The sequence below is a fragment of the Asticcacaulis sp. W401b genome, from assembly GCF_046503825.1.
Taxonomy (GTDB): Bacteria; Pseudomonadota; Alphaproteobacteria; order Caulobacterales; family Caulobacteraceae; genus Asticcacaulis.
The window spans coordinates 542,665-555,817 of sequence record NZ_JBKFEE010000002.1 but is presented as its reverse complement, the minus strand read 5'-3'; the positions used below and the strand labels follow the sequence as shown (position 1 = coordinate 555,817).

Genomic DNA, 13,153 nt, shown 5'->3' with positions numbered 1-13,153 from the left:
CATTTCGCTTGCCTGAGGCGCGGTTTGAAGGCATGGAAACGGGCACTCAACTGATCGCGCCGTTGCGGAAGCCTGCCGTATGAAAACCGACAAAAATCTTATCCTTCGCGTCAAGTTAATCGCGCTGGGGGTCTTCATAGTGGCCAGCATCGGCATTCTGGTCTATGGCGCGCTGTACGAAATGCCGCGCCGCAAGTGTGAGGCCAATGGCGGCTGGTGGTCGGACAAGTACCGCGCGTGTAAAACGCCGGTCTATCTGCCGCTTTTGACCAAACGCAAGGCGGGTGAGCCGCAAAAGATCCTGTGGCCGACCGAAGACGCCAAAGGCGCGTCTAACGGTTCGCCCAGGCCGGTGGATCAGCCGGCGGCTTCGTCAGCTTCGACAAGCGCGTCGGCTGCATCGAAGTAGGGTTTAGCCACGAAAAACACGAAAATCACGAACCGTGTGTGTGTGACGGCTTGTGCCCGAAGGGCCTTGACGGCGCTTCCCACACACTGAGTGTTACCGCGCTAAAGCGATGTGCGGAAAAGTGTGAGCGGTTTTCCGCATAAACATCGCGACAAAACAAAAATGTAGAGCGAAATGGCGTTTCCACCTAAAGTCATTTCGCTCTATATGCGGACTATCCCCGCAAAGAAGTTTGTGCTTTTCGTGTTTTTCGTGGCCAAAGCCTAGACCTTGCCCGGCACCCACAGCACATCGGCACGGCCCTGTTCATTGGCGTGGCGCGCCAGCACGAACAGCAGGTCCGACAGCCGGTTGAGATAGGTCGTCACCGGTGGGCTCACCACCTCATCCGCCACCTGCGTCAGCGCCACACAATCGCGCTCGGCCCGTCGCGCAATCGTGCGGGCCAGATGCAGATGCGCGCTTAACGGCGACCCGGCAGGTAAAATGAACGAACTGAGGGGTTCCATTTCGCCATTATAGCGATCTATCGCCTGTTCCAGCGCCGCCACGCGCTGCGCATCAAGCCGCAGCGGCGTCCAGCTTTTGGGCTGACCGTCATCGGGGACGGCCAGATCGGCCCCCAGATCGAACAGATCGTTCTGCACCTGCGCCAGAAGGGCATCGACCGCCCCGTCCGCGAACAGGCGCGCCACGCCCAGCGCCGCATTGGCCTCATCGACGCTGCCCATGGCCACGACGCGTGCATCGGTTTTCAGTCGCCGCGCCCCGTCGCCCAGACCGGTCGTTCCGTCATCGCCGGTGCGCGTGTAAATCCTGTTGATCTTGACCATAGACGGCTCAGTGCCCCGCCTTCCACCAGGCCAGCAGGCACAGAAGGCCGATGGCCACGGCCTGAAGCATGACGCGCCACTGCATCAGCTTGTTCGACCAGCGCTCGCCAAACCGGCCACCGCGATAGAGGCTGAACACGCCTATGCCCAGCACGACAAGGACCGCAAACATCGCCAGCAAGGCGGCAATCAGAAGAAAAGTGCTCATCGCAGGCTCGCTCAGCAACAGGCTTTGAGGAAATAACCGGCCTGTATCAACCATGTTAACGCCAAAAAATCCAGATCGTCATGCGTGTTGTTTAAAACAACGCACCCGAGGAATTCTCCGGACAGGCCACTTCATGTTACAGGGTTACACTTTTTTAGAGGTCAGGTCTATTTTTTGCCTGTTTTTCGGCGTAATGAAGTTCTGTATACGACGGAATGAACGATCATTCTCGTTATGGATACATCAGACTTCACCCCTACGGGTGTGGTACGCGTTTCTCACCGAATTCCCTGCGTTAACGCCCTTTGGGGCTTGCCCTACAGACCCGATAGGTATTAAACCGCGTAACCCATTGAATTCCCTAAAACCCTATCCCATTTATGGGTACAGGTTCCATCCGGCGGCCCGCACCGCCCTCAGCACAGCTCGATAAATGAACATGTATCAGGCGTATGAACTGAAAGACAAACTCACTCAGGAAGAGACGGCACTCCCTCTGGGCGCGCGCGCGCGTTCCAAGGAACTGAACCGCCTCAAAATCCTTGCCTCCGCCAAAGCTCTGTTCCGGGAGCGCGGCTATGAGGCGGCCACCCTACGCGACATCGCGCGCGAAGCGGGCCTGTCCACGGGTGCCGTTTTCGCCAACTTCGCCGACAAGAACGAGATCTTCGTGAAGGTCGTCGAAGAAGAAACCGCACGCGTCATCACCGCAGCCATCGACGCGCACGACACGACGCGCCCGCTGGCCGATCGTCTGCACCGTCAGCTTATGGCGGCCTATGAAGCGGCAGAGGGCAATGCGCGCCTGATCCTGTCGGCCTTCGTGATGAACTGGAGCGGTCAGACCAGCGACGCCGAAGCCAATGCCGGTCTGGCCGATATCGCCAGCCTCACCGACATGACGCGTCAGGTGATTCTGGAAACCCTGCGCCACGCCCAAAGCGAAAACGAACTGCCGGCCCAGGCCGACATCGAGCACGGCGCTGAGATCATCGAAGACCTCACCTTCTCCAACCTGCGCCGCGCTCATCGCGACGGGCAGGCGTTTGTCTCGATGGGCGAGCGTCTGCGCTTTCAGATCGAACTGATCGTGTCCGGCCTGAAGGCGGCGTAAGCCAACTCTCTCCTCCCATGAAAAAGCCGCCGGGGTCTCTCCGGCGGCTTTTTCATTTCGGAACTATGGAGACTCAACTGGTCCATTTCAGCGTGGCGGGTTTCAGCGGGTTGGCGAAGGGGCGTTCTTCGGAACGGTGCGCCATCCACTCTTTTTTTAGTTGCTGGTACCACTTGGCCTGTGTGTCGGCGTCGTCGATCCACAGGAGTGATGGATCGTATCTCAGCCCTTCGTTTTGCAGATTGACCATGTCGCCGTCCTGCTTGAGGAAGGCTCGGGTGCCGTATTTGAATATCGGCGCAATGGCGCGGAAAATGGCGTGATCCGACCAGAAGATCTGCGTGATGCGCGTCCTGGTGGCGTGCACCGGCGTCAGACAGGTGAGGCCCAGAATCTGACGCTCACCGATCTCGATATGCTCATAACGCACGCCGGGCAGGCGGAAGGTGATCTCGGTCGCCGGGGCGCCGCCCAGAATACGATAGGCGCGCGAATTTTTTGACGGCGCGTGGCGCACCATCGCAAAGCCGAACTCACGCGGCTCAAAAGCCTTGGCCTTTTCGAGCTGCTTCTTGGAGGAGCGCCACCACCATTGTTGATGCACATAGGGGCCATGCGCCGGGTCCATCAGCCCCACCACCGCGTGGTCGATGTGGCTGTCGAAATCCATGCTCTCAACGATAATGGGTTTGCCACCGACCACACCGGGCAGCAGGGGCGGCTCATGATCGGGCTCGGTCGGGCGTCGCGCATCGGCGGTCATGTAGATCCAGACGATGCCCTGTTGTTCCTTAACGGCGTAGGATCGCACCCGGATGCGTTCGACGTCCATCGGCTGATCGGCGGTCAGGGAGGGCACCGCCGTGCAGCCCCCATGCGTACCAAACGTCCAGCCGTGATAGGGGCACTGCACCACCGGCTGACCGGTCTGGGGGTCAGGGATCATCTTGCCGGCGGACAAGGGCGCGGCGCGGTGCGGGCAGATGTCGCGCATCGCATAGGCCTTGCCCTGCGTGTCGCGCGCCAGCAGCACCGGCTCGCCCAAAATCTCGTAGCGTTGCAGCTTGCCGGGCTTCAGATCATCGGCCAGTGCCGCAAAATACCAGGCGTCGCGGAGGAAGCCCTGCCCGAAGACAAGACGTTCTTTGGCGATGGGCGGGGCGGACTGATCAGGCATGGGCAAACGATATCACAAAACGGGCGGAAAGAGTGACTATAGTTCAGCGCGCGCCGTCGCCAAAAGCGATTATTTGTCGCACCGGCTAACCGGGGAACGCGCCCATTGCCGCAAGGAAGCCTTCGTTTTCGTGATCCTTGCCAATGGTCACGCGCAGACAGTGCGGTAGACCGTAATTGGCGACATGACGCACGATAAAGCCCTTGCGCATCAGGTGGTCATTGGCGCGCACGGCCTGCGCTTCGTCGGCGAAGTGGATCAGGACGAAATTGCCCTGACTGACATCGACGCGATAGCCCAGCGCCCGCACCGCCTGATAGAAACGCGGCCGCCATTGCAGTACCTGCGTGCGCGAGGCGTCCAGATGCGCCTGATCGGCCAGTGACGCCACAGCGGCGTACTGGGCCGGCAGATTGATATTGAATGGCATCCGAATGCGATCCAGCGCTTCGATCACCCGCACGGGGGCGTAGCCGAAGCCGACGCGCAACCCGGCCAGTCCGTGAATCTTCGAGAAGGTGCGCGTGACGATCATGTTGTCGCAATTGCGCGCCAGCGCAAAGGCGCTTTGATAGGTCGGCTCGTCAGCAAATTCCGCATAGGCTTCGTCGATGACCAGCAGGATGTGCGGCGCCAGACGGCTGCGCAGATCGGCAATCTCTTCCGGTGTGTTCCAGGTGCCGGTCGGATTGGCCGGGTTGGAGATATAGACGATCTTGGTACGCGCATCGACCAGCTCCAGCAGGCGTTCGATTTCGACGCGCTGAGCCGGTTCGGGGGCCAGACGCACCTCGGCCTGACAGGCCTCGGCGCTGATGCGGTAGGCAAGGAAGCCGTGTTCACCGGTGACGATATTGTCCCCGGCTTCGAGCCAAGCCTGATTGAGCACGCCGAACACCTCGTCCGAGCCGTTGCCAAAGATCAGGCGGTGCGGCTCAAGGCCGTGATAGGCGGCCACGGCCTCACGCAGCGGGGCGGCGTGGCCGTCGGGATAGCGGAACAGCTTGGCGCGCGCGGCTTCGAAGGCCTCGACAGCTTTGGCCGAACTGCCCAGCGCGTTTTCATTAGACGACAGCTTGATCGGTTCGGCCACGCCTTCGATCTTCGACTTGCCTCCGACATAGGCGGCAATCTCCCAGATACCGGATTTCGGTTCAGGTTGGGCGGCGGGGGGCGAAACGGTATCCATCGGGATGTTCCTGCGCGTGCGAATTTTACTCGTATCGTGAATTTGAAGTTCGCTTCATTCTGATATCGAGAGCCGGGCGAACTTCAAATTCAAAAAACGATACTAGATACAATAATTTGGTAGTGTCCTGTTGAATCTGAAATTCGCCAGTGGACGATATCAATCACATGCGAATTTCAGATTCAGGACACTAGGTGCTGGTTAGCACCACGGGGCAGCCGGTTCAATGCCATGTTGGCACGGCGGGTTGCCCCCTCCGTCAGCTTCGCTGACACCTCCCCCGCGATCGCAGGGGAGGAGGTATCGCTAAATTCGTGGGGATGTCCCGATCACACCGGACAGCGACCCCAGCGCCTTTTCCGCCTTGGGGTCGAGGCGACTGTCGTCTTCCTGCACAAAACCGGACAGGCCAAACAGCTTCATCCCGCCGGTCGAGCCCAGCCATTCGGCGGCCAGCCCGCGCTGCCCCAGAAGCTCGGTCAGGGCGGCTTCTGACAGGCGGCTGTCCGTCACCCAATAGCTGACGTCATCGCCCGTCGGTTCGGGTTTCAGGGCGGCAATGGCAAAGCCCTTCGGGCGCTCCGGCGTGCGCTCCGGCAGGGCGCAGATGACCCGCACCTGCGGTTCGGCCAGCAGGCGCGCCCACCACGCGCCAGCGCGGGGATCAAGGCTCAGTATACCGATATGGCGGGGGTCGCGGGCGGCGGCGATGACCTGCACCGGCTCGGCCAGACCGACCTCAGAGGGCGCAGCCCCGAAGCGTTCGCGGCTCCATTTGACCAGTTGCGTCGACGAGTCACCCGCCCAAAAATCAAGGTGAAGACCACCCTGATCTTCACCCTGGATGCGCAGCGATTCCGAGATCAGTTCGCGCCAGATAGCGACCACCGCCGCATCCGAAGCGGCCACGCGCGGCTTACCCGTCAGCTTGCGCAGCAGCATGGCCTCGCGGTCAGGGCGCAGCAGGCAGGCATTGGCGTCACCGCCTTCGCGCGCCTTGGCCGCCGCAATGTCACGCGCCAACGCCGAACGCTCATCGACCAGACGCAGAAGCTCGGCATCAATCGCGTCGATCCGCAGTCGCAACTCAGTCAGCGACAGGGGTGACGGTGGGGTCTGCGCGCGGGCATTGAGGGCCAAGCTCGGTCTCCGTGACCCGGTGACGGCATTGCCGGTGGGGTCTTTTCAAAACTATACACAGCCGTCCCTTTGGTTTCCAAAGATACCAAAGTGTAGCTCTGCTGATTACAGTACAAAACGATATTTTTTACAATATAGATCGCAAATTTAGCGAATAACCGGTGCCGACGCCACGCGCAACGGCCCGACATAGGCCCCGCCCTCACGGAAGACGAAATCGAGCTTCACCGGCTTGTCTGCCGTCATTTTTGTGCCGACAAAGGCGCGCGCCAGCGGTTCGTATTCCGCAGAGATCAGCCCCGCCCCCAGCAGAAACGCAAACGGGTCGCCCGTGCCCTTGACTTCCAGCCCCAAAGGCCCGCTGAGCGCCAGATTGGGGTCGAGCAACAGGGCCTCAGAACGGCCAAACACCTCAAGCTCCCCCACATGCAGAGAGGCCTGCACCTGACGCACGGCCCCGCCGGCCTCGCGCCAGCCATTCAGATCACCACGGAATTTGGAGGCCTGCGCCATGCGCCCCTGAAAGGCCATGTCGAAATTCTGCCCCTGCCCCAGCCGCCCCAGCAGGCTCTGCGGATGCGCCTGAGCCCCCGACGCGCGCCAGATGAAATCGACCGTATCCACCCCGTCCTTCGTCGGCGTCACGCGCCCTTCGAGGCGCTGGGCGCTTTGCAGGACGAAGGGGTGTTCGGGCTTTGAGGGCGCGAAGGTGGCGTTCAGCCCCTCAAGGCCGATGGTCTGAAGGGGTTGCGTCCAGCCCGACACGCTGACGCGCAGGGCGTCACCGGTGACGGCCACCTGCCCCAGATCGCTCTGACCCGCCCCCTGCCCGCGATAGAGCGTCAGTCCCTTGGTGGCGACAAACATCCATTTGTCGAGCGCGAAGGCCGAGGCCTCGGCCTCCAGCGCCGGAACGGCCAGCCCCTTGCCATTGGGCGCGATCAACCGCACGTCTTTCAACTGAAGAAACATGCGGAAGGGATAGCCTTCCACCCTGAACGGCGCGTGGGCGACCTGATAGCCCTTTGACGTCAGGGTCTTCGCTTGCTCGGCCAGCCGGGTTTCGATCTGATGCGCGGTGAAGAACCAGTAGCCGCTCCACAGCAGCGCCGCGATCAGGAACAACCCGATGGGCAGGAACAGACCCAGCCGCGAGTGCTTATTTTTGGGTTTGGCAACGTCAACCTGATTTTCGGCCATGAGGGCTCCGTTCAACCCCCTCTCCCTTGAGGGAGAGGGCTGGGGTGAGGGGGAAACCGGCGCGGGAAAGCCCCCTCACCCGGCCCTTACGGGCCACCCTCTCCCTCAAGGGAGAGGGGGTCTTACCTGTTAACCCAAACTTACAAGGCCTGAGGCGTTTTACAAGGCATTCGCCGCCGAAAGGATGGCCTTGACCGAGGCCGTCGCGCTATCAACGTCCATGCCGACACCGAAGACCTTACGATCATCGGCGGTACGGCATTCGACATAGGCCACGGCCTTAGCGTCCGTCCCCCGGCTCAGCGCGTGTTCGTGATAGTCGAGCACCTCGATCCCCAGCGCATAGGCGGCATTGAGCGCATCGACGGCGGCGGCCATCAGGCCATTGCCGCGCCCGGTGACCGGGGTTTCGATGCCGTCATGGATGATGCGCCCGGCAAACAGGCGATCGACGCCCGCCCGGCGCGCCCCGGAGTCGATGTATTCGACCAGTTCGTATTTCGGCGTGCCCTTGAGGTAATAGGCGTCCTCAAAGGCGTGCCAGATATCGGCGGCCTGCATCTCCTTGCCCGTCGCATCGGCAATTTCCTGCACCTTGCGCGAAAAATCGACCTGAAGACGGCGCGGCAGTTTCAGCCCCTTGTCCTGCTCCAGAATCCAGGCGATGCCGCCCTTGCCCGACTGCGAGTTGACGCGGATGACGGCCTCATAGCTTTCGCCCAGATCGGCCGGGTCGATGGGCAGGTAGGGCATTTCCCACACGCCGTCATTGCGCGTCTCATGCACCGCAAAGCCCTTCTTGATGGCGTCCTGATGCGAGCCGGAAAAGGCCGTGAAGACCAGTTCGCCGGCGTAAGGGTGGCGCGGGTGCACGGGGATATTGTTGCAGTGGATGACCGTATTGACCACCGAGCGGATGTCCGAAAAATCAAGCTCAGGGCTTACCCCTTGCGTATAGAGATTGAGCGCCAGCGTCACCAGATCGACATTGCCCGTGCGCTCGCCATTGCCGAACAGGCAGCCTTCGATGCGGTCGGCCCCGGCCAGAATCCCCAGCTCCGCCGCCGCAATGCCCGTGCCCCGGTCGTTGTGCGGGTGCAGGGAGATAATGGCCGACGAGCGGCGCGTCAACTGACGGCAGAACCACTCGATCTGATCGGCATAGATGTTGGGCGACGACACTTCGACCGTGGCCGGCAGGTTGAGGATGACCGGCTTTTCGGGCGAGGCCTCCCACACATCCATCACCCGCTCGCACACCTCGACCGCAAAGTCAGGCTCGGTGGCCGAGAAGGTTTCCGGCGAATATTCAAACGACCAATCGGTGTCCGGCTGCTTCGCCGCGCAGTCCTTGATCAGTTGCGCCGCCTTGACCGCCAGAGCCAGCACGTCTGACTTTTCCAGCCCGAACACCACGCGGCGGAACAGGGGCGAGGTGGCGTTATAGAAGTGGATACAGGCCTTTTTGGCCCCTTTCAGCGACTCAAAGGTGCGCAGGATCAGGTCTTCGCGCGCCTGCACCAGCACCTGAATGGTCACATCGTCGGGGACGTTATCTTCCTCGATCAGCTTGCGCACAAAATCGAATTCGATCTGCGACGCCGAAGGGAAGCCCACCTCGACCTCCTTGACGCCGATCTGCATCAGCGTCTTCCAGAAGCGCATCTTCTTTTCGACGTCCATCGGGTCGGCCAGCGCCTGATTGCCGTCGCGCAGGTCGGTCGATAGCCAGCGCGGCGCCTTTTCGATGGTCTTCGACGGCCAGGTCCGGTCGGACATGTCGAAGGGGAAGACGAAGGGGCGATACTTGCTGGCGGGATTTTTGAGCATCATGGCAAAGGACTCTGAGGCGCAACGGGGAAGCGTCCCCCCTGATATCAGGGGGGAAACCGGCTTTAGCCGGAGGGGGGTTATACGCCGGTAGTTAACCCCACCGTCTTTCGATGCTTCGCATCAAAATCCACCTCCCCTGCAATCAGGGGAGGGGCTAATGCGCGCACTCTTAGGCGCTGAAAGATAGGGGGTCAATGACATTCCCTCCTCCCGGTTGCGCAGCAATGGGGAGGTGGCAGCGAATGAAATGAGCTGACGGAGGGGGCGAAGCTATGGTTTTCAGCGCGCACAAAGGGTCGGCGTCTTTGGCCCCCAATCCGGACCTACTCCCTCGGCAGGAAGCCCTCAATCGCCGTAACGGCTTCGGCCAAGGTACAGCGCTGCACCACCACCCCGTCGGGCAGGGAGGCAAATAACCGCGTGGGGGCCGCCGAATCGAGCATTACAAACACGCCCCGGTCATCGGCGCGGCGGATCAGCCGCCCGAAGGCCTGAGCCAGCTTGGCGCGCACCAGCGCGTCGTCATAGAGTTTGGCCCCGAAATGCGCCCGCCGCGCCTTGTGCAGGGCGTCCGGGCGCGGCCACGGGATGCGGTCAAAGGCGATCAGGCGCAGGGCCTGACCCGGCACATCGACGCCGTCGCGCACCGCATCGGTCCCCAACAGGCACGAATGGCGCTCAGAGCGAAACACGCTGATCAGGTCCGAGACATCCAGCGGATCGACGTGCTGGGCATAGAGCGAAATCCCCGCCTCGCCCAGCGGCCGGAACAATTGCTCATAGACGGCCTTGAGGCGGCGAATGGCGGTAAACAGGCCAAGCCCCCCGCCCCCGGCCGCCAGAAACAGCGCCTTCATGGCGGTGGCCACGGCGCGCGGATCATCGCGCGGCACGTCAGTGACGACGAACAACCGCGCCTGCGCCTCGTAATCAAACGGCGAGGCGATGCGCAGTGACTTGGCCCCCATCGACAGGTGCGCAGCGCCGGTGCGTTGCCGCGCCAGAGCAAACGGGTCTTCGTCGGGCTGTTCCGCCAAAGCCTTGTCCGACAAGGTGGCCGAGGCCATCAACACCCCGTGCGCCGGTTTCAGCACATAGTCAGCCAGCGGCACGGAGGGATCGACAAAATGGCGGTGCAGCCCCACATCGACCAGCCGCCCGCCATGCGTGATGGTGGCGAACCAGTCGACATAGGGGGAAGGTTGCGTCGGGTCTTCGTCCTCGGCATAGGCCAGTTGCTGCAACAGGCTGCGCCACGCCGGCAGCGTCATGCGCGCCCGTCGCTCCAGCCCGCGCAGGGCCCCATCGAGCCGCGTGCGTTCGGCCAGATCGATCTCTTCCTCGCCGGTCAGAACATCCTCAATGGCGCGTACCAGGGCCAGCAACGGCGCTTCGATGGCCTGTAAGGCCTTGGCCGCCGCCGAGGCCGCCTCGGACACTTCGGGCAGGCAGGGATGGGCCTCGCATTCGGCATTATCAGCTTCGGGGCGATAGCGGCTCTTGCTGGCGCTTTCCTGCCCCCGCACCTCGATCTGTTTCAGGGCGGCGGCCAGCAGGGCCTCGATGGGGCCCAAAGGGGCCATCATCTCCCCCGACTGGGTGCGCGTGGTCAGGCGCTGCGACCAGCCTTCGGACGGCAGCAGGTGCGCCGCGCGGATCAGGTCTTTCAGGGCGTTTTGCGCCACTTCGCGCGTCGCCAGAAGGTCGCCCAGCCTTTGTTCCAGCCCGCGTGAGCGCCGCCCGCGCCCCTCATTGCCGCGTATCCAGCGACGCAGCTCATAGGCCTCAAAGCCCGACAGTTCCGACGAAAAGGCCCCGTCGGCGGCTTCGAACACATGGTGGCCTTCGTCGAAGACCAGCCGCGACAGGCCGGGCGCTTCGGGCTCCACCGTCACCTCGCCCTGTTCGGCCTTGGCGGCCTCGCGCAGATCATAGGCCGCCTGCGCCATGACCAGCGCGTGATTGGCGATGATGATTTGCGCCGACTTGGCCTTGCGGATCGACTTTTCGACGAAACAGGTGCGGTAGTGGGCGCAGGCGCTATAGATACATTCGCCGCGCCGATCGACCAGATTGGCCGGATTGAGCGCCCCGAACATGGCCGCGGCCGAGCCTGCGGGCAGAAGCGACGGCAGCCAGGTGGGAAAGTCACCGCCGACAATATCGCCATCCCGGCTATAGACGATCCAGCGCGCCACCAGAGCGGCGACAATCGCCTCGCCCGGCCCTTGCGTCAGCGGGGCCAGCCGCTCCTGCCAGTTCAGCAGGCACAGATAGTTTTCGCGCCCCTTGCGGATGGCGACCTTGTTTTCGCGCTCGCCCTCGGTGTCGAAGAGAGCGCGGGTGTCGTTATAGATCTGCTTTTGCAGGGCCTTGGTATAGGTCGAAACCCACACCCGGCCTTGTGCCTTTTCGGCCCACAGGCGCGCCGGCGACAGATAACCCAGCGTCTTGCCCGTGCCCGTCCCGGCCTCCAGCAGCAGCATGTTCGGCTGCTCCGAGGCCCATTTGGGCGCAAACATCTCGCGCGTTTTCAGCGCAAAGGCCTGCTGTTCGGGGCGGCCCTCCTGAAGACCGGCGCGATGCAGATTGTCCTTCAGGCCTTTCAGCACCTCGTCTTCGCCGAGGCTGACCTGACGCGCATCGCCGGCGGGGGCCTGCTCCTCCCATTCTTCGAGCAGCGACCATACCTCCAGCGGCGGCGGCGCGACATAGCCCTCCGGCACCGGCTTCTGGCTCAACGCCGCGTCCACGAAAGGGGCCCAGACCCAGCCCTGACGCTGCATGAACTCAAGCGACGAGCGCGCCATCAGCCGAAAGGCCAGAGGGGCGTCGGACAGCTCCCGCGCCAGAGCCAACGCCACTTGATAGACGACAGCGGCCTGCGCCTCGGCCCCTTCCGGCTCGCCATAGCCCATGGCCAGCGCCAGACCGGCCACGGACGGGGCGGCAAAACGCGCCGGGCGCACAAAGGCAAACAGCTCCAGAAGGTCAAAATGCCTGGCTTCACGGAAAGAGCGCTGTCCGAACAGGCGCTGCCGCATCAGGGGGGCATTGACGATCAGCAGGGGTTCGCGCCCCCAGGCTTCGCGCGCTTCCGGGGCCCCGATGCGCCGCGACACGTGCCCGTCGCTGAACGCCCCACTCGACGGCAAAAGCGCAAAGCCCTGCGCCGGTAAGTGCGCGCGCAGGGATGCCACCGCGTCGGCGGACGGCGTCTGATCGGCGATGTCGGGAAGATCGGGACTCACGCGGGCAATGTAGTCGTTATGGACGACTAACAAAAGCCCCCTCTCCGCACACATACGGATAATGACCCCCGGTTAGACCTGAATGATTTTAAATGGAAACTTCATTCAAGCACCTCCCCTGATTTCAGGGGAGGTGGATTTGACGCCGCACAGGCGTCAAAGACGGTGGGGTTAATACCACCGCTTTAACCCCACCCGGCCCTTCGGGCCACCCTCCCCTGAAATCAGGGGAGGCGCTATAGCGATAAGCCGTTTCCATCTAAAATCATTTCGATCTAAACCGTTGGGATGTAGAAGCCCCAGACACCGTTCGATAGTTCACCCGCCGCAAAGCGAACAGGGCGATCAACCGGGCCAATTTCATAGACTTGATAGGTATGTCGCTGCTGCGTGTGCTCTGGGTGGGGCAGTTTTAAAGAAGGCGCGTCCACTTTGCGCCAATCCTCGTTCCAGACATCTACCCCTTGAATAAGCAAGCCATCTTTTTCCAAACCAACATGGATGGCTTGCCAGCGCATCCGGCCTGTCTTTTGCGCGGCCCGATGACTTTTCCAGTAGTGTTCAACCCCATTCAGGGCCAAACAAACCAACGCCAGAACGATGACCGACGCACTGTAACGCAGCGGATCAAACAGGCCGTTATTGATCTTGTAAAGCGCCAGAACACTGGCTCCGATCAGCGTCATGATGACTGAACGGACAAGAATTATTACGAACGCCACAGCCCCCTCCCCCTCTAAGTTTCGTGAGATATAGAGCGCTGAACCAAGCGTGACAAGCATGGGTGGCATCCTTCACA

11 protein-coding genes are annotated in these 13,153 nt (G+C 62.0%); 2 read left to right on the top strand and 9 right to left on the bottom strand.

The window, feature by feature from the left end; genetic code table 11:
* Positions 1-79 precede the first annotated feature (79 nt).
* Positions 80-409, top strand: coding sequence for a hypothetical protein (locus ACK8OE_RS07275; protein WP_410271996.1), 330 nt, complete (start codon positions 80-82; stop codon positions 407-409).
* 263 nt (positions 410-672) lie between these two features.
* Here ACK8OE_RS07275 and ACK8OE_RS07270 read toward each other — a convergent pair whose 3' ends face one another.
* Positions 673-1,242 carry a cob(I)yrinic acid a,c-diamide adenosyltransferase gene (locus tag ACK8OE_RS07270; protein ID WP_410271995.1) on the bottom strand — a complete coding sequence of 190 codons (570 nt, stop codon included), beginning with the start codon at positions 1,240-1,242 and terminating at the stop codon, positions 673-675.
* Between the two features lie 7 nt (positions 1,243-1,249).
* Positions 1,250-1,450 carry a twin transmembrane helix small protein gene (locus ACK8OE_RS07265; protein WP_290799531.1) on the bottom strand — a complete coding sequence of 67 codons (201 nt, stop codon included), beginning with the start codon at positions 1,448-1,450 and terminating at the stop codon, positions 1,250-1,252.
* A gap of 439 nt (positions 1,451-1,889) precedes the next feature.
* Here ACK8OE_RS07265 and ACK8OE_RS07260 point away from each other — a divergent pair, with 439 nt between their 5' ends.
* On the top strand, positions 1,890-2,564 hold the full coding sequence (locus ACK8OE_RS07260; protein WP_410271994.1) for a TetR/AcrR family transcriptional regulator: 675 nt from the start codon (positions 1,890-1,892) through the stop codon (positions 2,562-2,564).
* 73 nt (positions 2,565-2,637) lie between these two features.
* Here the strand turns inward: ACK8OE_RS07260 and ACK8OE_RS07255 are convergent, their stop codons facing one another.
* The 7 genes from ACK8OE_RS07255 to ACK8OE_RS07225 all read right to left on the bottom strand — a co-directional run bounded on the left by ACK8OE_RS07255 (position 2,638) and on the right by ACK8OE_RS07225 (position 13,136).
* Entirely contained in the window at positions 2,638-3,741 is a 1,104-nt protein-coding gene (locus ACK8OE_RS07255; RefSeq protein ID WP_410271993.1) for a Rieske 2Fe-2S domain-containing protein, read from the bottom strand.
* Positions 3,742-3,826: 85 nt separating this feature from the next.
* The gene (gene hisC, locus ACK8OE_RS07250) at positions 3,827-4,930 is read right to left on the bottom strand and encodes a histidinol-phosphate transaminase (RefSeq protein WP_410271992.1); all 1,104 of its coding nucleotides are present in this window, start codon (positions 4,928-4,930) and stop codon (positions 3,827-3,829) included.
* A gap of 306 nt (positions 4,931-5,236) precedes the next feature.
* Complete coding sequence (locus ACK8OE_RS07245; protein ID WP_410271991.1) at positions 5,237-6,070, bottom strand: chorismate mutase; 834 nt, start codon at positions 6,068-6,070, stop codon at positions 5,237-5,239.
* A 147-nt stretch (positions 6,071-6,217) separates the two neighbouring features.
* Positions 6,218-7,270, bottom strand: coding sequence for a DUF2125 domain-containing protein (locus ACK8OE_RS07240; protein ID WP_410271990.1), 1,053 nt, complete (start codon positions 7,268-7,270; stop codon positions 6,218-6,220).
* Between the two features lie 159 nt (positions 7,271-7,429).
* Positions 7,430-9,103, bottom strand: coding sequence for a 2-isopropylmalate synthase (leuA, locus tag ACK8OE_RS07235; RefSeq protein ID WP_410271989.1), 1,674 nt, complete (start codon positions 9,101-9,103; stop codon positions 7,430-7,432).
* Positions 9,104-9,426: 323 nt separating this feature from the next.
* Entirely contained in the window at positions 9,427-12,387 is a 2,961-nt protein-coding gene (locus ACK8OE_RS07230; RefSeq protein ID WP_410271988.1) for an ATP-dependent DNA helicase, read from the bottom strand.
* Between the two features lie 242 nt (positions 12,388-12,629).
* Positions 12,630-13,136, bottom strand: coding sequence for a hypothetical protein (locus tag ACK8OE_RS07225; protein ID WP_410271987.1), 507 nt, complete (start codon positions 13,134-13,136; stop codon positions 12,630-12,632).
* Between the last annotated feature and the right edge of the window lie 17 nt (positions 13,137-13,153).